Origin of the sequence: Paenibacillus sp. B-A-8 (assembly GCF_048572915.1) — a bacterium.
GTDB lineage: Bacteria > Bacillota > Bacilli > Paenibacillales > Paenibacillaceae > Paenibacillus_AQ.
The window spans coordinates 1,463,920-1,487,943 of sequence record NZ_CP183882.1; the positions used below are offsets into that span (position 1 = coordinate 1,463,920).

Annotated in this window: 24 protein-coding genes; 5 read left to right on the forward strand and 19 right to left on the reverse strand. The window is 44.4% G+C overall.

The features are described 5' to 3' along the window. Positions 1 to 66: 66 nt before the first annotated feature. Together ACN6MV_RS06615 and ACN6MV_RS06620 are read right to left on the reverse strand one after the other, a co-directional pair. Positions 67 to 1,173, reverse strand: a complete 1,107-nt coding sequence (locus ACN6MV_RS06615) for an FAD:protein FMN transferase (RefSeq protein ID WP_042125028.1) — start codon at positions 1,171 to 1,173, stop codon at positions 67 to 69. Positions 1,174 to 1,350: 177 nt separating this feature from the next. Beyond that, positions 1,351 to 2,283: a glycosyltransferase family 2 protein gene (locus tag ACN6MV_RS06620; RefSeq protein WP_419885964.1), complete on the reverse strand. Its 933-nt coding sequence runs from the start codon at positions 2,281 to 2,283 to the stop codon at positions 1,351 to 1,353. Between the two features lie 270 nt (positions 2,284 to 2,553). Here ACN6MV_RS06620 and ACN6MV_RS06625 point away from each other — a divergent pair, with 270 nt between their 5' ends. Continuing rightward, positions 2,554 to 3,276: a DsbA family oxidoreductase gene (locus ACN6MV_RS06625; RefSeq protein ID WP_042125031.1), complete on the forward strand. Its 723-nt coding sequence runs from the start codon at positions 2,554 to 2,556 to the stop codon at positions 3,274 to 3,276. A 53-nt stretch (positions 3,277 to 3,329) separates the two neighbouring features. On the opposite strand, the gene ACN6MV_RS06630 is transcribed toward ACN6MV_RS06625, so the two are convergent. The 11 genes from ACN6MV_RS06630 to ACN6MV_RS06680 all read right to left on the reverse strand — a co-directional run bounded on the left by ACN6MV_RS06630 (position 3,330) and on the right by ACN6MV_RS06680 (position 13,124). Further along, complete coding sequence (locus ACN6MV_RS06630; RefSeq protein ID WP_042125033.1) at positions 3,330 to 3,848, reverse strand: GNAT family N-acetyltransferase; 519 nt, start codon at positions 3,846 to 3,848, stop codon at positions 3,330 to 3,332. Between the two features lie 152 nt (positions 3,849 to 4,000). Further along, positions 4,001 to 5,581, reverse strand: a complete 1,581-nt coding sequence (locus ACN6MV_RS06635; RefSeq protein ID WP_419885965.1) for an oleate hydratase — start codon at positions 5,579 to 5,581, stop codon at positions 4,001 to 4,003. 156 nt (positions 5,582 to 5,737) lie between these two features. Beyond that, positions 5,738 to 6,307: a TetR-like C-terminal domain-containing protein gene (locus tag ACN6MV_RS06640; protein ID WP_042125036.1), complete on the reverse strand. Its 570-nt coding sequence runs from the start codon at positions 6,305 to 6,307 to the stop codon at positions 5,738 to 5,740. Between the two features lie 20 nt (positions 6,308 to 6,327). Continuing rightward, positions 6,328 to 6,723 carry a hypothetical protein gene (locus tag ACN6MV_RS06645; RefSeq protein ID WP_042125038.1) on the reverse strand — a complete coding sequence of 132 codons (396 nt, stop codon included), beginning with the start codon at positions 6,721 to 6,723 and terminating at the stop codon, positions 6,328 to 6,330. A 46-nt stretch (positions 6,724 to 6,769) separates the two neighbouring features. Next, entirely contained in the window at positions 6,770 to 7,291 is a 522-nt protein-coding gene (locus ACN6MV_RS06650; protein ID WP_042125040.1) for a hypothetical protein, read from the reverse strand. A gap of 97 nt (positions 7,292 to 7,388) precedes the next feature. Further along, positions 7,389 to 7,808, reverse strand: coding sequence for a GNAT family N-acetyltransferase (locus ACN6MV_RS06655; protein WP_419885966.1), 420 nt, complete (start codon positions 7,806 to 7,808; stop codon positions 7,389 to 7,391). A gap of 103 nt (positions 7,809 to 7,911) precedes the next feature. Then, entirely contained in the window at positions 7,912 to 8,892 is a 981-nt protein-coding gene (locus ACN6MV_RS06660) for an RluA family pseudouridine synthase (protein ID WP_341111013.1), read from the reverse strand. A 93-nt stretch (positions 8,893 to 8,985) separates the two neighbouring features. After that, on the reverse strand, positions 8,986 to 9,174 hold the full coding sequence (locus ACN6MV_RS06665) for a CLC_0170 family protein (RefSeq protein ID WP_419885967.1): 189 nt from the start codon (positions 9,172 to 9,174) through the stop codon (positions 8,986 to 8,988). Between the two features lie 24 nt (positions 9,175 to 9,198). Beyond that, entirely contained in the window at positions 9,199 to 10,422 is a 1,224-nt protein-coding gene (locus ACN6MV_RS06670; protein WP_419885968.1) for a Ger(x)C family spore germination protein, read from the reverse strand. Next, on the reverse strand, positions 10,415 to 11,518 hold the full coding sequence (locus ACN6MV_RS06675) for a GerAB/ArcD/ProY family transporter (RefSeq protein WP_419885969.1): 1,104 nt from the start codon (positions 11,516 to 11,518) through the stop codon (positions 10,415 to 10,417). The genes ACN6MV_RS06670 and ACN6MV_RS06675 overlap by 8 nt, the downstream gene beginning before the upstream one ends. Next, positions 11,508 to 13,124, reverse strand: coding sequence for a spore germination protein (locus ACN6MV_RS06680; protein WP_419885970.1), 1,617 nt, complete (start codon positions 13,122 to 13,124; stop codon positions 11,508 to 11,510). The genes ACN6MV_RS06675 and ACN6MV_RS06680 overlap by 11 nt, the downstream gene beginning before the upstream one ends. A gap of 170 nt (positions 13,125 to 13,294) precedes the next feature. On the opposite strand from ACN6MV_RS06680, the gene recQ reads away from it, so the two are divergent. Together recQ and ACN6MV_RS06690 are read left to right on the forward strand one after the other, a co-directional pair. After that, positions 13,295 to 15,130 (forward strand): DNA helicase RecQ, encoded by a 1,836-nt coding sequence (recQ, locus tag ACN6MV_RS06685; protein WP_419885971.1) that lies wholly within the window; start codon positions 13,295 to 13,297, stop codon positions 15,128 to 15,130. Positions 15,131 to 15,145: 15 nt separating this feature from the next. Next, a complete protein-coding gene (locus ACN6MV_RS06690) occupies positions 15,146 to 17,053 on the forward strand; it encodes a B12-binding domain-containing radical SAM protein (protein ID WP_419885972.1) in 1,908 nt (635 codons plus the stop codon). A gap of 218 nt (positions 17,054 to 17,271) precedes the next feature. On the opposite strand, the gene ACN6MV_RS06695 is transcribed toward ACN6MV_RS06690, so the two are convergent. From ACN6MV_RS06695 to ACN6MV_RS06710, 4 genes are read right to left on the reverse strand one after another with little or no spacing between them, the layout of a single operon-like run. Continuing rightward, the gene (locus ACN6MV_RS06695) at positions 17,272 to 18,222 is read right to left on the reverse strand and encodes an alpha/beta fold hydrolase (protein ID WP_419885973.1); all 951 of its coding nucleotides are present in this window, start codon (positions 18,220 to 18,222) and stop codon (positions 17,272 to 17,274) included. 27 nt (positions 18,223 to 18,249) lie between these two features. Then, the gene (locus tag ACN6MV_RS06700; RefSeq protein WP_419885974.1) at positions 18,250 to 19,218 is read right to left on the reverse strand and encodes a type I phosphomannose isomerase catalytic subunit; all 969 of its coding nucleotides are present in this window, start codon (positions 19,216 to 19,218) and stop codon (positions 18,250 to 18,252) included. 45 nt (positions 19,219 to 19,263) lie between these two features. After that, positions 19,264 to 19,866, reverse strand: coding sequence for a class I SAM-dependent methyltransferase (locus ACN6MV_RS06705; protein ID WP_042125057.1), 603 nt, complete (start codon positions 19,864 to 19,866; stop codon positions 19,264 to 19,266). After that, positions 19,866 to 20,822: a TIGR01212 family radical SAM protein gene (locus ACN6MV_RS06710; protein WP_042125059.1), complete on the reverse strand. Its 957-nt coding sequence runs from the start codon at positions 20,820 to 20,822 to the stop codon at positions 19,866 to 19,868. Before ACN6MV_RS06710 ends, ACN6MV_RS06705 begins: the two co-directional genes overlap by 1 nt. A 325-nt stretch (positions 20,823 to 21,147) precedes the next feature. Here ACN6MV_RS06710 and ACN6MV_RS06715 point away from each other — a divergent pair, with 325 nt between their 5' ends. Continuing rightward, positions 21,148 to 21,333, forward strand: a complete 186-nt coding sequence (locus tag ACN6MV_RS06715; protein ID WP_042125061.1) for a hypothetical protein — start codon at positions 21,148 to 21,150, stop codon at positions 21,331 to 21,333. A 195-nt stretch (positions 21,334 to 21,528) separates the two neighbouring features. Then, the gene (gene trmB / locus ACN6MV_RS06720; RefSeq protein ID WP_036679523.1) at positions 21,529 to 22,245 is read left to right on the forward strand and encodes a tRNA (guanosine(46)-N7)-methyltransferase TrmB; all 717 of its coding nucleotides are present in this window, start codon (positions 21,529 to 21,531) and stop codon (positions 22,243 to 22,245) included. Between the two features lie 53 nt (positions 22,246 to 22,298). Here trmB and ACN6MV_RS06725 read toward each other — a convergent pair whose 3' ends face one another. Both ACN6MV_RS06725 and ACN6MV_RS06730 read right to left on the reverse strand, forming a co-directional pair. After that, entirely contained in the window at positions 22,299 to 23,414 is a 1,116-nt protein-coding gene (locus ACN6MV_RS06725; protein ID WP_375105096.1) for an MGDG synthase family glycosyltransferase, read from the reverse strand. A 48-nt stretch (positions 23,415 to 23,462) separates the two neighbouring features. Continuing rightward, the gene (locus ACN6MV_RS06730) at positions 23,463 to 23,990 is read right to left on the reverse strand and encodes a phosphatase PAP2 family protein (protein ID WP_042125066.1); all 528 of its coding nucleotides are present in this window, start codon (positions 23,988 to 23,990) and stop codon (positions 23,463 to 23,465) included. Positions 23,991 to 24,024: the final 34 nt, after the last annotated feature.

Below are 24,024 nucleotides of genomic sequence, written 5' to 3' on the forward strand. Positions count from 1 at the left end.
AGATCTATAAAAAAAGCCTGCTCCCTAGAAAGCCGGCTTCGGCTTTATGGGGCAAGCTTTTTTCATTTAGTCTGCGAAGCTGTACGTTGGATCCGTCAGATTCATTCTTTCTTTAATACCTGCGGTGGCATAGATTTTGTTGTCGTCGGTAATAAAGAAAGCTTCCACATCTTCAGGTAAAGATTCAAGATATTTCATACCCTCTTCAATTCCCATCAAGAATACCCCCGTTGATAAGGCATCTGCATCTGTTGCATTCGGGCTCATAATGGTAAGGCTTTTGAGACCGTTCTGAGAAGGATATCCTGTACGTGGATCAAGGATATGATGGTAACGAACATTGTCCTGCATAAAATACCGTTCGTAAACACCAGAAGCATCGATGACCTCATCTGAGATTTTAATGGTTCCTAGCTGTGTGCCGCGGCTTTGATCCGGATCCTGCAATCCGATATTCCATTCCGTTCCGTTTGGCTTCTTACCGAGAGCAATAATACTGCTGCCTCCGAGGTTAATCATAGCGCTATTCAGACCTTGCTCTTTCAAATAATCAGCGATACGGTCAGCAGCATAACCTTTACCAATGCCGCCCAGATCTAGCACCATATTTTCCTTCATCAGCTTTACAGTTTTCGCAGCTTCATCAATTTCAACGTCCTTGTAATTGGTTAGGCTCTTCGCTTTATCAATTTCAGCTTGGGGAGGGACTTTATCTCCACCGCTACCGATATTCCAAAGATCGATTAACGGACCGATTGTAGGATCAAATAGCCCGTCCATTTCCTTTGCGTATTGTATGGATTGTTTAATTACATCCAGGGTCTCGTCAGAAACAACAACCGCTTCTTTTCCTGCTGCCTGATTGATTGCGTAAGTCTCTCCACCTTCTTTGGTGCGGCTAAGCTCCATATCCATTCGCTCCAGCATCTGCTGGATATCATCCATATTTTTCTGTTCTACTGTAGCACCGAACACTTTGATATTCACAACAGTGTCATAAATATAAAAAGTTTGTGAGAGAGACTTTTCCTCTCCTTTTCCGGATGTTGTTGCGCTACCCGTAGTTCCCGCTGTTTTATCGTCTTTATCCTTAGTAATTAGCCAAGCACCGACAGCTATGACGACGATGACAATTACAACGAGGATCAGCGTCGTTTTTTTGTTCTTGAACATATTCCACCATCCATAAAGTTAGTTTCTAAACCACATCATTACTTATAATACCCTAGATATCAGGTTGATGGAAATTAATTTCATGACAGATTAAGGGATAAATCGGTCACCATAGCAAAAAAAGCCCCGTATCCTGATTCGGAGCAACGCAGAAGATTTAGAATAAAACAATGCTAATTAATCAAGCATATATTCACTGTATTTATTCTTACGAGGATTTAATACGAAGAGGATGCCCTTGGCATATCCGCTAACGGCTTTGAAATTCCGCTTTAAGGTTGCTTTAGCCGTCAGACATGACAGTGTCCAGATCAAGGCAGCATAATTCATAAACGGAGCTTTACGCAAGTTGAGCAGATAGTAGTGATTAACGGCTGTAGCTTGTGCTACAATACCCGCCTTATCGCGAGAGCCTGGCGACTCATGATGGATGATTTTCATGGCGGGGTTAATCACAAGCTTGCCATAGCGGCTGGCCAAATGAGACAAATAAATATCTTCGGCTATGGAATAGCTTGTCATCCATGGATAGGGTTTAATATCAAGCAGTGCCGAGCGCTTGAAGGACATATTGCAGCCGTGAAAAAAATCCGTTTCAAATACATGCTTCTTCTTTCCCCAAAGGAATTGCGAGCCTGCAAACATACTTGCCGACAATCTGCCTGGTGATCCGGACATTTGTCCGGTTAGCATTCCGAATAGCCTGCTTGGCATGCTACTATGTATGCCTTTGGCTACACCACCTACACCAACAATGGAATCATCAGCTGCATAAGTATCTAGCAGTCTTCGAATATATAAGGGGTCATCTAATTCTGCATCGTCATCTAAGTGGAGTACAATTTCTGCATGAATAAGTCCTAGCGCTTCGTAACGGGAAAGCCAGAGGCCAGGCTTAGTTTTACGATGATAATGCAGTTCAGCCTGCGGTAATTCAGTTAGTATTTCACGATAATAGGCTAATCTGTCCTCAGGGATCTCACCGTCATCCACAATCCATAGCTCGATGGAGATATCCTCAAGATTTGTCTGCTTGCCAATGGACTCTATACAGACCGTAAGATCATTAATTCGGTTACGGGTAGGAATCACTATAGATAGATCATACATATCTTAAATCCCCCTTCAGGACTTCTTTCGCCCGCTACTCTGAATGCAGTCTTCCGGCGAAATGGTTACTTTCATTCTATCGGTCCTGAAGAAGATCGTATATACCACTTTTGTATACTTTTAGTTGGGGTTCAGGTCTAATAAGAGTTCTTTAATAAAAGTTAAGTTTGTATTTTTCGGTTTTTAACTATATAATAGTAAGCGACGAATATTTAGTTATCAATCTAATTAAGCAGCTACAAATGAATAATAATATTAGGGGGTTTTTTCATGAGAATAGATATTTGGTCCGATTATGCGTGTCCATTTTGTTATATTGGTAAAAGACGTTTGGAGAATGCGCTGAGTCAATTTCCGAACCGTGATCAAGTAGAGGTGGTATTCCGTAGCTTTCAACTAGATCCACACGCAAAAGTGAATGAGACAAAGAGTATTCATGAGATGCTTGCTTCCAAATACGGTATGACGATTGAAAAAGCAAAAGCAATGAACGCACAGCTAGCTGAGCAAGCGCAAGATGTAGGATTGAATTTTCAATTCGATACGATGAAGCATACGAATACTTTCGATAGTCACCGCCTGAGTCACTTTGCAAGCTCAAAAGGAAAAGGTGCAGAAATGTCCGAACGTCTGCTACGCGCCTACTTTACGGATTCATTAAATCTTGGTGATCGTAGTGTACTTGCTACACTTGCTGCTGAGGTAGGGCTGGATCAGGCAGAAGTAACGGCAATGTTGGAGACAGATGCATACACAGCTGAAGTGAACGGCGATATCGAAGAAGGAAGCCGTCTTAATATTACCGGTGTACCATTCTTCGTGTTCAACAATAAATATGCGTTATCTGGTGCACAGCCAGGGCCTGTGTTTACAGAGGTGTTGGATACCGTGTGGGCGGAGGAGCAAGCAGGACCAACGCTGCAGGTGGTTGGCAATGGAAAATCTGAAGTATCCACGGATGATGGCTGCGCTGACGGATCTTGCAATATATAAAGTTTGTATAGTGTAGAGAAGAAGAGATGGAGAAGTTTCCATTTCTTCTTTTTTTAATTCCGAAACTCTGCTCTTGTTAATTCATAATCAATAGAAGATTGCCATTCTCCAAGTTGATTTCTCCACGAATTCAAATGAAGGGCAACTTTACGAAAGCCAATGTTCTCATATACATGCTGAGCTCTTGAATTCTTGGCGTTGGTATCGAGAACGATTGTGCGATATCCCATATCTTCAAATAAAAAGTTAATCAACATGGTTAAAAATACAGTTCCAAAGCCTTTATCCTGTTCGTTAGAATCACAGATTTTGATGCCAATTTCTGCAGTGCCGTCGGCAATGGTTCTATAGTTCATTTCTCCTGATGGGACACCTTCGATGTCCAGTATCAAGCGACGATTAAGTTCGGTGTCGGTCAAAAGCTTCTCCAATATATCCTGCTCTGTGCAGCCGATGCCATTTGGAAAACCGGCATGTGCCATAATCTTTCCATCGTTCCACCAACTGCATAACCGGGGGACATCATTTGCTGTTGCATTACGAATGACTAAATTTCCATTTTCGATGTACATATTCTCTCATCCATTCTATTGAAATTCATGTTGAGCTTAACATACACACGATTTCGCCTGGAATGGAGAGTTCTTATTAAATCATGTTTTACACACTACAAAGACAAGCGCCCCTGAATCTATCCAGAAGCGCTTGTTTCTTTATGATGTGTTTATCTAAAAGAAGTGATAAAGCTTGTGAACAAGGTGCGGACATCGTACTGATGTTGATTGATAGGCTCGATAGGCCGGTTAATGCCGAGCAATGTGTATACTGCAGTTCTTGCTGCTCGGATAGAGTATTCTTCCGTGAATACAACATCATCTGGAATTTCGCAATATTGGCCAACGAAGGCAAGGTTAGTGGAGCCTTCAGGCACTACTTTAGGTCGGTCGCTATTTAATCTAGGCATGAATTGTGAAGTGATATAAGGCATCATACATGGAATACAATTAGCAGTTGCCATGATCTCGTCCTTATGTTCTTCGAAATGAAGATGACCGATTAATTCTTCCATAATTTCTTCACCGGTACATTCGCTCATTTTCTTCTTCACGAAGTCTCCTACGTTGTCAGGGTACAAACCGTAACCCCAAAATACTTTTACGTGCTCTGGTTGATTGCGGAAATGCGGTTGGAAAGCTAAGACAACGGACATTAACCAGCTCGAATCTTTAAAGGTAACCAATGCGCCAGTACCTGCACGATTACGAGTGAATTTCTCCATAAGATCGAAGAATTTGGAATCTTGGAAGGTCACGGTAAAGGACTCCCATTTCGAACCATCGATATGATCATCGAAGGATGATGGATTGCCGAGACCTGGTTTTTTGGCAGCGATGTTCTCCCATAACTTCCATGAGCTACCCTTTCCATTGAGACGTGGGGCAGAGGTCATGGATCCAAGGCTTGATCCTTCAGTCATGGAGCCGTTCGTGACGATTACGATATCGTCTTCGCTTATGTTAATAACGTCTGGGACACCTTGGCGCAGGACGTTCATTTGGGTTACGGTAATGCCATCTCCTTCTTTGAACTGCAGGTCAGTTACTGTACATTTCAGTGTAAAGTCAACGCCGAAGCCTTCGAGATATTTGTGCATAGGTAAGATGATAGAATCGTACTGGTTATATGGAGTGCGGGTTACGCCTTCCAGGGTTTGAATTCTTGGGAACTCATGAACGAAGCGAATCATATATCGTTTAAGCTCTACAGCGCTATGCCAAGGCTGGAATGCGAAAGTAGTAGCCCACATATACCAGAAGTTCGTGGTGAAAAAGTGTGGACCAAACCAGTCGTTAATCCGAGCTTTTCCCATTTTTTCTTCCGGTGTAATAATCAATTTACCCATCGCAAGCCGGTCAGCCATATCGAAGCCCATGGACAATACATCTTCCACCTCACCGTTGCGGTTAACGAGTCTAGCGTTAGCATGTGTTGGATTGGCGGTATCGAATTCTATAATCTCTTCTCTAACGGATTTCTCAGGATGGTCGAGGGAGGGAATCGACATGAGTAAATCCCATGTATTCTCATAGGTCTCATCGTTAAGCATCCGGCCACCGCGAATGACATAACCGTGCTCAGCGTCACCTGCGCCGTCGTTACTGCCACCGAGAATCTTCATCTCTTCAATAATGTGAATGTTCTGTCCCGGAAAGTCACAGTCTCTGACCAGGTAAGCCGCGCCCGCTAAGGATGCAATTCCGCCACCGACAAAATAAACCTGTTTATTACCGTACTCTTTTTTCACAATGGTCGCCTCCAAGTTGTTGTTGAAATAATCACACTCTTAATGTAAACCAACTCCAATTTTGAAGGTATAATCAAACCTTTTAGAGTGTATGGATTTTGGTCATTATGGTTCATGTGTCTAGTTTTTAGACAAAAAAACCGTTGAACCCAAAGGTTACAACGGCTTGTTCTCATATTTGTGCAAAGCTTTTAGAAAATTTCCCTCAATGAGTACACTTAGCTTCTCGATAATGTGATCCGGATGCTCTTTCATCCCGTCTCTCATCCATTGAATGACGAGACCTGTGAAGGCCAGTGTATAGAAATTAGCAATGAAATGTTTATCTTCATGGCTAACCTCCATCCCGGCGGACAGTTCGTTTATGACACCCATAATAAGATCATTTGTCACTTCGTATAGATAGGCATCCAGATGATTTCTGCCCAGTGAGTTCAAGGTGTTGCAGCAAAAGGTTTTATTTCGTTCGATATAGCAGAAGATTCTATAGAAGCCGTCCGTCCATGTACTATAGCTACGATACTGGGCGATGCTTTCTACAGCTTCGGTCTTATAGATCCAGCCCAGTAAATCAAATATATCTTGAAAATGATAATAGAAGGTTTGTCGATTAAGTCCGCAATGGTCCACGAGCTGTTTGACTGTGATTTTATTGAGCGACGTATGTTCCATTAGTTCTTTTAAGGAATGGGACAATGCATTTTTGGTGAGAAAAGAATTGGACAACGATCTATCAACTCCTCCATTCAAGCTTTCGGCCAATGCTTAACCAGCAGACGAATACTCTCTGCCAACAAACCGAGTGCAAATCCTCCACAGGTAAAAAAGAAAAAAGCTAGGAATCCCGCGAGATCCTCCCAACCGGACATCTCTCTATAGGTGTAGCTTAGCATAATCACCGAACCGATAATAATTCCTGTTGTAGTGATTAACCAGAGCAGACGAGCTCCAAACCATCCTAAGACGTTAACGATACCAGATACGATAATGGAAAAAAGTGCGAAGCGCAGTAAGAGTGTGATATCCAATGAATGGGCCATCATAACGAATCTGTGCAGAATGAAAAGCAGCCACAGAAAAACACCATAAACGGCCATCCAGAGAAACCAACGGTTACTTTTGGCAGCAGGTAGGAATTTCATTTCTTGCTCACCTCTTTTCCAAAGTACGAACGGTGTGCAGCAGGAATTATACGGAGAAAGATTCCAATTCTTCTACACTTTGCAGAAGATGATTCAGCAGGTTCGGAATGTCCTCCATCTGCTCCTCAGTGATTTGTCTTTTGAATTGCAGCTCAATGCAGTTATTGTAGGTTTCGCCTTCTTGCCCATAAATGAAGCTTAAAGACTGTACGGGCTGAAATTCAGGTCCCCATATCGCTTTAAGAATACTCTCAATCGCTTGACATTCAGCAGGGATATCTTCGATTTCCATATAAAAACGTAATGAAAGATTGCAGCCGGGATCTGTGTTAGGCACCTCCAATATTTCATCACTGAGATCTTTCACAGAAGAAGTGAGGAAGACTTCGGCGGTTACACTCCTGCCGGCAGTTAATTGGAAGGAAAGGCTGAATTCTCTGGACATCAATGCCATATTCAGAAGGTCGGAACGATCCGTAACTACCAGAATTCCGTCCAGATTATCGTAATCGTAGATTTGGTTCTCAAAAGCAATTTTAATATTATCGAAGACAGTAGGATGGAACAATAATGGCACCTTCTTTTGTTTATTAATATTGTAACATGATCTAAATAGAAGTGAAAAAGATGCCCAAGGACCATATGGACCGGGCATCTTTCCAGTGTTACTCCATGACCTTGAACATGCCCGTCATACCGGGAGCATGATTCTGAAAGCCATATTTTTCATAAAAGGTATCCTTGCCATGTGATGCGAACAGACCGACGAACGCGCCAGAATAACAATGAGACCGAATATAGTGTAGTAGCTGCTCAATAATGGCATTACCAATGCCTTGGCCCTGAAATTCGGGAAGCACGGCTACGTCCTGAATATAGAAATACATATGACCATCGCCGACGATCCGCCCCATACCGATAACCTTGTCTTCCTGTACAACGACCATGCCATACACCGAATGAGCCAGAGAGGCTGCAGTCATTTCCGTATTCACGTTCCCCCAACCGACAGCTTCCCATAAGGAGGCATGCTCCTCAGTCGTGGGTAAACGTTCAATACATTCATAATGATGTGCTGTTGTCATAGCTAATCACCCATTCTTTGTTAAGTTATTGTAGCGATTGTAGTGTAGTAAGCTCCACTGTAATCAGCCCCCTTAGGATGAATGGGTATTCACTGTGATCTTGTCAGTTCGTAGGTGCAGGTGCGGTATATTTCAGGAATGTCTTCGGAATTGGGCTTTCGAAGGTCATTAACTCTCCTGTTGTAGGATGAATAAAAGAAAGTACACGAGCATGCAGACCGAGACGACCTACCGTTTTGGTCTCTGCACCATACTTCTTGTCTCCTGCAATCGGATGGCCGATATCTGCCATATGAACACGAATCTGATTTTTGCGCCCAGTTTCAAGTTTTACCTCAAGCAACGAGAAGTGGCGGTTCGCCTGAATGAGCTTATAATGTGTAATCGCATGTAGACCATCGCCTTCATGAGGACTGGAGTACATTTTCAGGGTAGAGGTTTCTTTTAGCCAAGAGCTCACTGTACCTTCAGGTCTTTTAACGGCGCCTTCGACTAGAGCTACGTAAGAACGTTCTTTCACGGTATCCTTCCACGTAGTTTGCAGTGCCTGCTGGATCCGTTCGCTTTTGGCAAACATCATTACCCCAGATGTATCGCGGTCCAAGCGGTGTACGACAAAAATTCGGTTCTTAGGATTGCTGACGCGAACATGCTCCATAAGCTGGCGGTAAGCGGTCAATTCATTTTCTTCCGCAGTGGCAATCGATAGCAGTCCGGCATCCTTCTGAATAATGATTAGATCATCATCCTCATGGACGATGGTAAGTCCGATCATCTCCGCTACTTGTACGGGCTTCTCTTGATCGATCGCCACGGTTTGACCCGGATGTAATTGGAAATTATGCTGAGTGACAACCTTACCATTCACCGCCACTTGCCCACGTGAGAGGATAGATTTGATTGCATTTCGTCCACGGCCTGTGATGTGGGTGAGTAGGAAGGGGAGCAGCTCAGAAGGTTCATTTACTGTAAAAGACTTCGGTGCCGCAGGTGCTTTAGTTTTATGATTAAGCTTGCCATTTGGCTTGCTGTGAGAGCGAGTACCTCTTTTAGCTGTTTCTTTAGGATTTCTTCTTGAGTTCATGACTGCATTCTCCGTCCTTTAATATTGTACTCCTCAATATACCATGGGCTGTTAAGAAATACTATGTGAAGGGCAGCAAGAAACGAATTAGATTTATAGATAGAATAGCTGAGCTAGTCCTATCAGCAGGAATAAGCTGAGATATATCCAACCGATCACATTAGCGTATTTCTTTTCCCGGTGCATAGCATTGACTGCATATATTTTAGTATCCACAGTAAGCAACAGAATACTGGAGATCAGCAGCGCAACAATTACGTAGGTTAGCTGGTGATAGAGCATAATAGAGCCTCCTATAAACGTCATTTAATTTTGTTTTAGACCTACTCTATCGATGTGAGTTTTCAACTTAACTTCAATACTGAGATTGGAATACTGCTGCTCCCAGTCATGTTTGTCACGAACATGGGCTTTCCAGTAGGAGGGAGCATATGCACGAATATATTCACCCATGCCAAAGACATCGGAATGCGCTTGTTGAGTTTCTTCGATAAAGCGGTTGAAAATACCGATCACTCTCTTTTGAAAGATATCTTCAATCTTTTCTAAAGACCGGCTGGAATCGATAGGGATATTGCTACGTAAATGCTCATCTAGAGCCGCCTCTAAAGAGATGTTGTAGATAATATGAGGTTTGCCCTCTTTGAATTGCACCTTCACTCTCGTAAAACGGTCGTTGACCTTGAGCATCACCGGACCGAATTCTTCAGCATTGAAAAGATCAGAGTATCCTCCAGGATTAATGCCCTTCATGGCCATATACGCGCCAATTTCAATAGGAAGCGTTGAACCCACCATTAATCCACCGCTAAAGTAAGCAAGGCCTTTAATCATGATATTGTCCTCCTGATGTAAAGAGACGTAAGGCAGATAACCACTTTCTCCCCATTTGGATTCAGCTGACCAGAACACGCCTATATAATTTCCGGGAAATTTTCCTGATGTCACTGCTTTCTCCATGGTGGACAGGATGTAAAGGGTCGGTACTCGCTGCAGTGGAGGATTTATATTCATAAATTTAGCAGCTTCCCCTTCGGATACTAGCAGCCAGGTCCGGCGACGAACTTCTGGATTGCGTCGCAAATAATCATTTAAGTCATCCATGCTTTTTCTCGCAACATCCTCACTAATAATAATCACTCTTAAATGAATCAAATAACGTGGATCGGAAATTTGCTGCTGTAAATTGTTCATGGCATCATCTAATGTGTATCCATATACTTCTACGACCCATACTGGACTTTGATTTCCACCCCCGCCTTCACCCCCACTGCCAGGTCCGAGTGGAACTCTTCCCGGTACCGCAATTTGGGCGGTCACACGAATTTGGGGATTGTTAATATTTGCGCTTTTTAAGTGAGTGGTTTGATCATCATTTATTTTACTGTCTGAAGGGACGGAATCAATGGATAACCCTAGTACCAATGCACGGTCTTCAATTTCAAGCTGGTCCCAGCAGCCTGCGAGCAATCCAGACAGGAGTGAGAGAATAAAGATAAGAACTACACGCTTGTAAGTTTTTTTATTCATGAGACAGGGCTCCTTTATGCCGGATTAGAGAAGCTAACCATAATAAAAGAGGGTAGATGGTCAAAAAAACCAAACCGAATATGCCTGTAATGCTGGCAAATGTATTGACCTGAAATATATTTCTCGGGAAAAGTGAAAAAATGAAGATAAGCGGAAATAAGAAACTGGAGATCAGGCGGCGATCCTTGTGCCGCAGTACTTGTTGCAGAGAGTATGCAGCTATGTAGTAGTTCGTAAAGATGGTAGTGAATATAGAAATCACCCATATTATTATAAAAAGAGCATCAAACCGTTCTAATAGTCCTGCGCCGATGGATATGGAGCGAGCTGCTTCTAGGGTTGGATAGGAAAGTATTTTGGATTCTTGAGCTCCAAACATGCCTAGAGTGACCCAAACGATCATTATATAAATGAATCCAATGAAACCAAGCGCAATAATGCCTGCTTTAAGGGCTTGTTGAGGTTTTTTCATAAGAGGAACTAATAGTGTTATGACAAATGTGCCCTGATATAGGGTGGCAGACGTAATTGTCCCTTTGGAAAAGCTTGATAAGGTGGTGTGATTTCCGGTGAGGGGTAGCAAGTTCAGAACATCAACATTTCTCATAGCTACCAATATAATTGCGATAACGGATAATAGAATAAAGGGTAAATAAAAAACATGTACATAAGTGAATTTTACAATATTTCTACGGATTGATAAGGCAACCAGTAGGAGCATTAAGAGAATTACTGCTTCGATTGGTGTCTTTTTAAAGACAACCGCAATACATACTTCTCCGAATTGGCGCATGGTGATCCCGGCAGAGAAAGCAAAAAACAAAGAAATAAGCATGGAGAAAATATCCGCGAGCCAAGTTCCGAGAAGGCGACGGCTGAACACGAACAACGTTTCGTTAGGGAATTTTCGGCAGACAACCGCAGTAAACCAGCAACCCAAAAAAGCAACAGGTACGCCAGAAGCAGTTACGAGCGGTGCACCACTGTCTCCGGCTTCAGCCATATAACGAGGAATACTTAAAATTCCTATTCCTATAATCGTACTGATGATTACAGCCATGACTTGGATCGTTGTTATGGGGCGGTTACGATTCATCAGGTTCACCTTTCTCCTTAAAAATAAGATCGGTATGCATTTTGGGGATATCATTCGCAAGAAGATCAGGGTCAGGTGTATTAAGAAAGCTTGGGCGACTTCGCATCCACCATAGAGGTACCCGAACGATACTATCCTTAAGGTCCTTCCATATTGTAGGAACAAAGGGGGTCATGTAGGGAACACCAAAGGATTCCAGAAATAATAAGTGGTTAACAATAACAATCGTGCCAAGCATTACTCCGTACAGACCAAAGCAGCCTGCCAATATAATCAATGGAAATCTAAGCATTCTTGAAGAAATAGCGGCATTGTAAGCGGGTGTGGCAAAAGACCCTATGGTCGTTATAGCGACAACAACTACGGTAGTTGGACTCGCCAGACCTGCTGCTACAGCTGCCTGACCAATGACAAGCACACCTACAATAGAAAGAGCCCCGCCAATCATTTGCGGTAAGCGAATGGTTGCTTCACGCAGCACCTCCATGAAGACTTCCATAATCAGAACTTCCAATACGGCTGGAAAGGGTACGCCAGCTCTTGCACCTGTTATAGCTACGGCGAACTCTGTCGGCAGTAGCTCAGGATTGAAAGAGATGATGGAGACATATAAGGCTGGGAAGAAAAGGGAAAATAATAATGCGATCAGGCGGATCATTCTTAGGAGGCTTCCTACAACAAAACGTTCCGTATAGTCATCCACCGTCTGAAAGAACTGATTGAAAAGCGCTGGGACGATGAGGCAAAATGGTGAGCCGTCTACAAGGATGATGACTCGTCCTTCTAATAAAGAGGCTATAGATTTATCCGGACGTTCGGTTGGCTGAACCTGTGGAAACGGGGAGAGGGGATGATCTTCTATGAATTGCTCAATATACCCCGAATCAAGGATGCCATCTACATTTATAGCTGACAATCTTTTCATCACCTTTTGAACTAGTCCTGGATCTGCTATTCCTTCGATATAACAAACAGCTACTTTTGAGCGCGTCCGTGCGCCAAGAGGAGCAGTTACTACACGAAAATCCGGCGTTTGCAGTCGATAGCGAAGTAAGGAGAGATTGGATTGTAAATTCTCAATAAACCCATCTCGCGAACCACGTATGACTTGTTCAGTTTGAGGTTGCTCAATGCTACGGTGCTCAATTTTACGCAGATTGAAATACAGGGCCTGATCCATTTCATCTATGAGTAGGACTACATTTCCTTCTAACAAAATGGAGGCTAGAGTATTTAGGTCCTTAGTTCGGTTCCCTTGTGTTACTTGTACCGTCATACTCCAGATGTAATCAGCTAGATCTTTTAAATCTTCTGGAATTTCTGAGGGGTCGGAGGAAACATTCATTAACGGCTTTAAAACATAGTTCTGAATCTGATTCTGGTCGACTACAGAAGAAAAAAAGATAATAGCCGCATCATATCTACCGTACACTTTAAAGTTACGGACAATAAGGTCGCTGTCTTCTCCAAAGACTTGTCGAATGAAGCTTATATTGCTTTTTAGGCTGGAATCCAGTGGTTTTAGCGGACGATTCTCCTGGGCAGAGGTCTCTTTGCGTGCAGGCTTTTGTTTAAAAGAGGTATATTTTTGTTTCCAATTTTGCACGGTCGCTCCACCTTTCTATGAAATCACTCATCTTAAAGCTTGGCTTAAAAGAAGACCTTTTATGTAAATATTTCAAAAGAAGAACAAGGTGATGATAGTTCAGGAGTGTTGCTCAATACACCATTGACCGCTAAACTAAAGATAGAAACGCTTAAGGGGTTATGAGAGATATGAAGATGCAAGCACCTACTATTGAACAGGCGCAGGCTGAATTGCAGAAATATTACGGTTATCCAGATTTTCGGGATGGTCAGAAGAAGATTGTTCAGAACTTGCTGGAAGGTCGAGACACGCTAGGAATTCTTCCTACTGGAGGCGGGAAGTCGATCTGCTATCAGGTTCCTGCATTGCTGCTGCCCGGACTGACATTGGTGATATCGCCATTGATCTCGCTGATGAAAGATCAGGTGGATGCATTGACCACGGCAGGTATTCCGGCAGCCTTTATTAATAGCACGTTAAGCGGAAAAGAAGTAAATGAGCGGATTCGGGCTGCCCGTCGCGGTGATTTGAAGCTGCTTTATGTCGCGCCCGAAAGACTAGAGCTGGATTGGTTCCGTCTAGAGATGGCTGAGCTGTCTATTTCCTGTGTGGCTGTAGATGAGGCACACTGTGTATCACAGTGGGGACATGATTTCCGCACAAGTTATTTGTCGGTATCGCCATTTGTGGACGAGTTGCCAGAACGACCTATCTTGGCTGCATTTACAGCGACGGCGACGCCAGAGGTTATGGAGGACATGGTTCGGCTGCTTCGTCTGCGCGAGCCAGGTATTTTCATGACTGGACTCGGAAGAGATAATCTAGCCATGTCTGTGCTACGTGGAGAGAATAAGCGAGAATTCGTCATGGACTACACAGCGACGCATTCCCACCAACCGGGCATTGTATATGCGGCTACACGCAAAGAAGTAGATGATCTATATCAAAGGCTGCAGGCTTCAGGAATAGCAGCAGGCCGCTATCACGCAGGGATGAATGATCAGGAGCGGGCAGATAGTCAGGAAGGCTTCCTATATGATGATATCCGGGTCATGGTGGCCACGAATGCCTTTGGGATGGGGATTGATAAATCCAATGTCCGTTACGTAATTCATTACAATATGCCGAAAAATATGGAAGCTTATGTTCAAGAGGCTGGTCGTGCTGGCCGTGACGGTGAACCTAGTGAGTGTATCCTGCTCTTTAGTGCGCAGGATATTATGACACAAAAGTTCCTAATTGAGCAGAATCCGCAGGATACGGACCGCAAAGCTAACGAATATCGCAAACTTCAGCAAATGATTGATTATTGCTATACTAACCGTTGTTTGCGGAGTGCTCAGCTGGATTATTTTGGTGAGGCACATGGAGACAAGCCATGCGGGATTTGCAGCTCATGTACGGATGAACGAGAGCTTGTAGATATGACTGTAGATGCACAGAAGATATTCTCTTGCATCCACCGTATGCGAGAGCGTTATGGAGTAGCGTTGGTGGCTTCTGTGCTTAAAGGTTCTCGCAATCAGAAGGTGATGCAGTATGGTTTTGATAAGCTGCCGACCCATGGTGCGATGTCGAGCCGGACGGAGAAGGAGATCTCGGAGAGTATCAATGTACTTATCTCTGAAGGATATCTGGCATTGTCTGAAGGACAATATCCCGTAGTACGGCTCCAGCCTTTGGCTGCTGAGGTACTGCGAGGCCAACGTGAGGTGATGCAGCGAGTGGCGCGGCCATCACGAGCAGGTACGGCATCCGGTACGCGAGTTCGTAGTCGTGGACATGATTTGTCACCTTCGGCAGTCAATGAGACCGTCTTTGAGCAACTGCGTCTGATTCGGCGGGAACTGGCAGGCCGAGAGCATGTGCCATCTTATATTATTTTTAATGATGCAACGCTGCGTGAGATGAGTGTGGTTTGTCCGCAGACCGAAGCGGAAATGCTGAGAGTGAAGGGCGTAGGGGAAGTGAAATACCGGAAGTACGGTAAAGCATTCCTAGAGTTTTTTCAAAATGAAATGTAGAGAAGGTCGTGTAGCATGAAAATCATCCTAACCACATTAAACGCCAAATACATCCATACTTCACTGGCGATTCGTTTGCTAAAAGCTTACAGTGAGCATGAATTTAATGATATTCATTTGGTAGAGTACACCATCAAAGATCCCGTGATGAATATCGTGTCCGACTTGTTTCAGAAACGACCAGATGTGATTGGATTTTCCTGTTATATCTGGAATATCGAAGAGACGCTTAAGCTGATTGGAATTCTTAAGCAAGTGATGCCTGAGGTTACGATTGTTCTGGGAGGACCGGAAGTTTCGTATGAGCCGCTGCATTGGATGAAAAGAGAGGCCGGTATTGATTTTATTGTCAACGGAGATGGAGAAGAGACCTTTCATCATCTGCTGCAGGAGCTGAGAGACGACCGGAAATTTCATTTTGTGTATGGCGCTGCTTATCGTAAGGGAGAGGAGATCATTGTAAATCCACCTCGTCCAAAAAGCGATTTAAATACGCTGCCTACGCCTCACCGTTTTCCCGAGGATATTCCAGATTTGAGTAAACGTATTGTTTATTTTGAGACAAGCCGTGGTTGCCCGTTTAACTGTCAATTCTGTTTATCCAGCATTGAGGTAGGTGTACGTTACTATGATATTGAACGCGTGAAGTCTGATCTCCTCTACTTAATTGAGAATGGTGCCAAAATCATTAAATTTTTGGACCGCACCTTCAATATCAATCGTAACTATGCGATGGAAATGTTTCAATTCCTGATCGACAATCATCAAGGCTGTGTATTCCAGTTTGAAATTACAGCAGATATCATGCGGCCAGAAGTTCTGGATTTCCTGTCCAAGAATGCGCCTCCGGGCATCTTCAGATTTGAGATTGGTGTACAGTCTACGAATGATGAGACGAACGAGCTCGTTAAACGTCGCCAGAATTTTAAGAAACTGTCACGTACCGTGATGAAGATTAAGGAAAGTCGCAATATCGATCAGCATCTAGATTTGATCGCGGGGCTGCCAATGGAGGATTACACCACCTTCCGCAAAACCTTTAATGATGTATTCGTTATGGAGCCAGAAGAGCTGCAGCTTGGATTCCTCAAAATGCTTCGGGGGACGGGCTTGCGCGCTCAGGCGGCAAAATATGAGTATACGTATATGGAACATGCCCCTTACGAAATTCTTAGCAGTCATATGATGTCCTTCTCGGATATTATCCGGTTGAAGCGGCTTGAGGATGTGCTGGAGAAATACTGGAACAGCCATCGGATGGACCATACGGCCAAATACTTGATCCGTCACGTGTTTGATTCCCCATTCGATTTCTTCCAGGAGTTCGGTGACTATTGGGAGGAGAGAGGCTGGCAAAAGATTGGGCATCAACTGGAAGATCTCTTTATCCGTTTGCAGTCCTTCTTGATAGATCGTGGGACTCCGTCTATGGATATTATTACTGGGCTAATGAAGCTTGATTATTTCCTAGGACACAAGTATAAGCCTCGCAAAATCTGGTGGGATTTCGTGCTGGATAAGTCGGATTGGTCGAGTTACTTGAGGGATATCGCTGCTAATCCGGGTCAAATCTCTGCGCAGTTGGCAGAAGCCGGACTCAGTGAAAGAGAGCTGCAAAAATATACGGTGCTTGAAGTGCTACCGTTCTCGCTTGAAGCGGTGCTGGAATCCATCAGCGGTCTACGGGCAGATGGGGGTTCAGAGGAAGAGGAAGCGGACAATGTTGTCGACGGGTTTGTACCTTCTTCAGAGTCGCTAATACAAGGAGGCACAGAGAGTGGTTTAGAAGAGTCTGTCCAAACCACAAGCTCGGCTGTAGCCGTAGCTGAACCTTCTTCCGTTCGAGAAGGTCGCACGCTCCTGATCGTGATGTACCAGCAGAACGAGAGCCAACGTGCTCAGTACTATACGCTGCCATTGTAATAAGGCGGTTCAGTTTGATGGATAGACCGTTCCTTTGGGGCGGTCTATTTTTGCGTCATTCGCAATCGTCATCTGAGTCCGAAAGCAGTGGGGGAAAGTAAGGTAGTAAGGGGTAAAGTAAGCTGCACACAACCCAAAACGAAAAGCAGCGATCCCCCAATAACGGGAGGACCGCTGCTCTACATAAAATCCACTAGCCTCAAAACTTCGGCTTTTTCTTAACTTGTAGCCGTAACCTCAGAAGGGAGATGCTGGTCTAGCCAGTTAATTACATCAGCTGTAACTTGATCCCGGTTTACCTCATTTAGCATCTCGTGTCTGCCACTTGGATATAGTCGATACTCAACGTCTGCCACTCCTCGTTTCTTATACAACTCAGCTAGACGGGGAATACCTTGGCCGGTCATCCCTACAGGATCTTTATCTCCACCAAATATATAAATGGGCTTGCTTGTACATAATGTGCTAAGTGATTCTTCGGAATGAATCTCCCTTAGGAGGTGGAAGAAGTCACGGAAAAAACGTGTCGTACAAATGGCTCCGCAGAATGGATCGGAAATGTACTTATCAACTTCTGCAGCATCGCTGCTCAGCCAGTCATAAGCTGTTCTTACGGGAGAAAAGGCACGGTTGTAACTGCCGAATACTAAGCTATTCATCAATACACTGCGGTGATGTTCTCCCTTTAGCTTAAGCTGTGCACTAGCCAGAGATTCGCCAAGGCGCAGCATACTGCGGGGACCATTTGTACCGCTTAGGATAAACCCTGTATAGATTTCGTTACCTTCTTCACACATCAGCTTTTGGGCCAGAAAGGAGCCCATGCTATGAGAGAAAAGAAAGATGGGCTTTCCTTCATGTTTGGAAAGTGCTTTGGCGGCTACCTGAAGCAGGTTGCGCCGCATCCAATAGAATCCGTCCTCTCCGACATCGCCGAGGAGATTGACTTGACCAGCGGTTTTACCATGTCCCCGGTGGTCATTTACATATACTGCATAACCTATTCCGGTTAATGCTTCCGCAAACCGAGCGTAACGGACAGCCGTTTCGCACATTCCGTGAGAAATTTGCACGATACCCTTAACTGGAACATCGGATTCAGGTAACCATTCATAGACATGGATATTTACACCTATAGGATCCGTTAGGGTAAAACTGTTTTCCTTCATGCTCCATTCCTCCTAAAGGTTCTCGACTTATGGTAAATAAGAACGAAGCACAGTAGAATGACCTTCGATAGCGTAACGGCCGAGGTTGGAAGGAATCAGATAGCATTCTCCTGCAGCATAAGGCTGAGAGCCGCCATCCCACGTAAGATGTCCACTGCCTTCACAGATCACTAGAATAGTGAAGCTGTCTTTTGTAGTGGTGAGGTCCCATGAACCATTTACGATTCCCTTTTCTACGATAAAATATGGTGAAGCGGCAAGCTGCAACCACTCTCCAGGGACTGCGTTATCTGTCTTCATAGAAGTAGCCCCGGCGCCTTCATAGGCTGTCACATTAAGTGAATCTTCAATATGAAGCTCGCGTGGCTTTCCATCCAGGCCTGGACGGTCATAGTCATAAATGCGGTATGTAGTGTCGGAATTTTGCTGAATCTCTGCTACAACGACACCAGCGCATAGCGCATGAACGGTTCCGGCTGGAATATAGAAGGAGTCTCCTGCGGAGACAGATACTTCTTGAAGGCTATCCATAACGGTTCCTTTCTCCAGTGCTTCGCGCAATGTTTCACGGTCAACACCATCTTTAAGACCATAAATGATCTTGGCACCTGGCTTAGCGTCTAACACGTACCACATCTCTGTTTTGCCCAGTTCACCTTGAGGTAATCCCTCATAATCATCTGTAGGGTGGACTTGAACGGAAAGATTGTCGTTGCAATCCAGCAATTTGATTAGTAGAGGGAATCTACCGCCCGCCTCTGAAATTCCTTTGCTTCCGAACCATTCATGGCCGAACTGCTCACGAATTTGATCCAAGCCTTTGCCGGCTAACGCTCCATTTACCACCGAAGACGTACCATTCGCGTGATCGGCGATCATCCAGCCTTCACCAATATGTCCCTCAGGTAGATCTAGCCCGAATTTCTCCAGCGCACGGCCTCCCCAGACACGTTCTTTAAACTCCGGTTGAAATTTCAAAGGATATGGTTGTGTCATTATTACATCTTCCTTCCAAATATAAGATTGTTAATTACTTACAGATTAAGAGGGGATTCCTTTTTTCTTCTCGAGCGCAATTACATAAGGTGAATCCTTGCGCTGCAGCTGGCGGTAAACAATGCTCTGCGCTACAAGTGGGGAGACTGCCGTTGCCCATGATTCAACAGAGGCGGCTTCGAGATCTCCACCTGCATGGCCGGGATAAAGAACTGCCGTAATGATTCCCCCTGGACGCAGTAACTGGAGTGAAGCCTCCAAGGCTGCAATAGAACTGTCAGGCTGAGTAATGATATTCTTGTCGGCATCGCCCGCAGGCAAGTAGCCAAGATTAAACATCACAGCCCCAACGGTGCCATGCCAGATTGCAGGAACGGCTTCGGCCATTTCGGCGTGGCTGCGTTCCAGCAAGGTGACGTCAGCGAGCGAAGGCGCATCCTCCCTTGCAAGCCGCAGTCGATCTTCAGCCAACCTCAATGCTGCAGCTTGGATGTCGAAACCATAGACTTCCCCGCGAATGCCGGTTGTTTTGGCCAGAAAAAGCGTATCTGCACCTGTCCCCACAGTAGCATCGATAGCTCGGTCACCTAAGGTCAGTCGCTCAGAGATTAATTTATGGGCAAAGCTTAGAACGGACATAAAGCCCATCAGCTCTTCCTCCAATACTTACCCTGCCAAGTATCGCGGGCAACAAGTTCAGCGTCAATGGCATTTAGCACTTCCCATTTCTTGAGACTCCACATCGGTCCGACTAAGAGATCTCGAGGCGCGTCGCCAGTTAGACGGTGCACAATCATCTCAGGAGGCAGAATTTCGAGTGAATCGGCAATTAGCTTCACATACTCGTCCTGTTCCATGAATCGAAGCAATCCGGCTTCGTATTGCTTCACCATTGGTGTTTTACGCATGAGATGCAGAAGGTGAATCTTAATTCCTTGCACATCCATGCGAGCCACAGCAGATACAGTTTCAAGCATCATTTCATGCGTCTCTTGTGGAAGACCGTGAATGATATGGGTGCAGACACGAATGCCGTGACGCCGCAGCTTCTCAACAGCATCTACATAACACTGGCTATCGTGAGCCCGATTAATTAGCTCTGAAGTAGAGTCGTGTATAGTCTGAAGACCCATCTCTACCCACAGATACGTGCGTTCGTTTAGCTCTGCTAAATATTCGACAACATCATCTGGCAAACAGTCAGGCCGTGTAGCAATAGATAGTCCTACGACACCTGGCTGCTGCAAAATCACTTCGAAATATTCTCTAAGCTCTTCGACCGGAGCGTACGTATTGGTATAGGCCTGAAAGTATCCGATGTATTTAGCGTTTGGCCATTTTAGATGCTGTTTGTCACGGATATTATTAAATTGGGTGACGAGATCATCTCGGCGACTTCCCGCAAAATCACCAGAACCTCTGGCACTGCAAAAAGTACAACCACCTTTAGCGATGGAGCCATCACGGTTGGGACAGGTAAAGCCTGCATCGAGCATAACTTTGAACACCTTGGTATTCATTTGCTCACGCATTTCATAATTCCAAGTATGGAAACGTTTATCCCCCCACAGGAGCGGAGGAGTAGTGTATTGAAGATTAGACACAAAGAGCTCCTTTCTGAAAATATAATCATGGATAAGAATCCTGATTCTTATATTTTTCTGAGACGGATGGCATCTTTATAAAAGAGAACACACAGCCGTTTCTTTATAATCCAATACATTGTATCAAAAAACAGAGCTCGGCGTAACATTCACTCCCGGGACTGGCATTAAAAATAGGCTGCAAGTAAGGCGCTTTCAACTTGAAAATGCTTACATAGTATGTTATATTCAGAGTGTGAAAAGCTGCTGTGGCATAAAGAAATTCAACCAGGAGTTCATAATTTCGTGTCGTCCGATCCATAATAATAACCGTGAGGTGATAGCAATGAATTCTCAAACGGTATATGCTGAGGGTAAAGATTCGATTGAAGTCCACTTAACGCCAGATGAAGCCCTTGCACTAACAGGCGTGGAATTTAACGGAAACCCTAAGATCAAGACAGATGCACAGCGTAAAATTCGTAGTGCATTCGAAAAAAAGACATTTGCCACAAGCTCAAACACAAAGTAGATCCTAATCTACCGGACAAGAATGAGCCTTAAATCCAAATATACACAACGAAGGAATTCCTCTGGATAGCTCATTTAAGAGCTGAACCAGAGAATTCCTTTTTCTTTTTACCCCAATCCCTTTACTTTTCGGGACAATTTCGGCACAATATTGCAAGTGACAGTTATCGTATAAGAGATAATCGGAGGAATACCTATGCGTTTACGCGGAAGAAAAGGAATACGTGAAAGTTTGGAAGAACAGACCGATCTAGTCATTCTTGACCCTCGTAGTTATAAAGGTGAGTGGTCCAAGCTGTTCGGAAATGATCATCCGATCCATGTGGAGTTCGGAATGGGCAAGGGGCAGTTTATCAGCCAAATGAGCTTCAAATATCCCGATATTAATTTTATCGGCGTTGATATGTATGATGAACTGATCCGTCGTGCTGGAGATAAGGCTAGAGCAGTTTGGGAGCCAGCAGGTCATGAGACGCCACCTAATCTGAAATTGGCGCTTGCCAATATTGATTACGCAGAGGAAGTATTTGCTCCTGGAGAGCTGGAACGAATTTATCTTAACTTCAGTGATCCGTGGCCTAAGAGTAAGCATGCTCGACGTCGTTTGACACATCCGCGTTTTCTTGACAAATATCGCGGCCTGCTAAGCGACCTAGGTGAAATTCATCTGAAAACAGATTCCCGAAGCCTATTTGAATTTTCATTGAATGCATTTGCAGACTTTGGTTTACAGATGAAAAATATTTCTTTGGACCTACATGCAGACGGCATCATAAATGAGGATCATATTATGACGGAATACGAGACGAAATTTGTGGGACGTGGCGTGAATATCCATCGTTGTGAGGCAATTGTAGGCGCAGAAGCACTCAAACAGTATCAGGCTACTCGATTAGATAAATATCGGCTGTAGTTAACAATAAAGCGGCAAGTCTCCAGAGATATGGAGGCTTGCCGCTTTATTTGCTATTCCAGTAATTCGATAATGCTTTGAGCGCTTTGTAAGGGGTGGTATCGAGCGATTTCCTCTAGATGGAGCTTCCGCTTATTCTGCACGTCTTCATAGTTGTTTAAGAGGCGTTCCATCCACATTACGACTACGTCTAAAGATTCTATCGGCTCTCCGAAGCCTGATGCAGTAAAATAGCGGCAATTCTCCTCCTCCTGCCCGGGCAGAGGGTGATAGAAAAGCATCGGAATTCCTTTAGCGAGTCCTTCACTACAGGTCATTCCACCCGGCTTTGTGACTAGCAGATCGGATACCTCCATAAGTTTATCGATCTCACGCGTAAAGCCGATTAGAGAAATATTGGGATGATTATAACGAGGATCTTCTTTCATTTCACGCAGCAGCTTATCGTTATTTCCGAGACAAAAGACAATCTGAATCTTGTCCCGCCAGTCTGCAAGACAGGCATTTACTACCTGATCATTCATGATCCCCCAGCCGCCGCCCATGACTAGTACTGTGGGGATATCCTTTAGATTGAATTGCTCTCGTATCTCCTGCTTTCCAGGATGCTCCCAAAAGTTAGGATGTACGGGTATCCCGGTGACCCGAATTTTTGCAGCAGGAATGTTCCGCATGCGCAATTTGGACTTAACCTCAGGTGTTGAAACCAGATAACGGTCTACCTCTGGACTGATCCAGCTGGCATGTGCGTCATAATCCGTTATAACAGTTACGAGCGGTACCTGTAAGGTAGGATCCACTCTCTTTAGCCGAGATACTACAGCACCCGGAATAAAGTGTGTACAGACAATAACGTCAGGCTTCAGCTGCATAACAACATTTTTGGTATGCGTATAAAATATACGATGCAGGGCAAGTGTGGTAAGACGATTAAATGATTTCTGATGGCGGTAGACGTAGCCCATCAGCTTTGGTTGAGTCGTTACCGTCTTGCGATAAGCGGACAGAATAATAGGTGCCATTTTGGGATTTAGAAAATTCCCTAGTTCCAGCACCTTTGTTTGTAAATTAGGTGACAGTTGGCGCAGACTGCTCGACAGTGCATAAGCAGCTTGAGTATGTCCCGCGCCAAAGCCTTCTGAGAGTATTAAGATTCTTTTTTTTTGCAATTTTGATTCACCTATTCTCAAAGGTTTTCCCGGTTTAACCTATATACTTCAGATCCATAAGGCTATGGTACCTGCTGCGACACTGGTTCCGATCACTAAGCCTGCAAATACATCTGATGGATAATGTAATCCCAGATAAATGCGTGAAAACCCGACAATACAGGCCAGGGGCAGCAGAATAACGGTTAAGGCAGGAAATGCTACCATATATGGGACCGTTGAAGCAAAGATAGCTGTAGTATGACCAGACGGAAAAGAATGATCCTTTAATGGATTACGAAATGTGTTCGTATCCGGTAACGCCAGATAAGGCCGCATGCGTGGATACAGTTTTTTGGCGACAGCAACGGGCAAATGGCTAACAGCTAGAGCTGTCATTGCTTGCAGGCTGGCAGTTCTCCATGCCTGAGGAGCAAATGCCCAGATCAGTATGTTGATAACAATTGTGCTTGTAGCTCCACCCAAATGAGTGAGATAGAAGAGCCAAAAGTTCAGAAAGCGATTATGCATTCGTCCGTTGATCCACTTAAAAAGGCGCTGCTCCCAGAGATGTAGCTTCATGAATAAATGTCTCATATCTTGTCCCTCCGCCAGTTGGCTACCGATAACA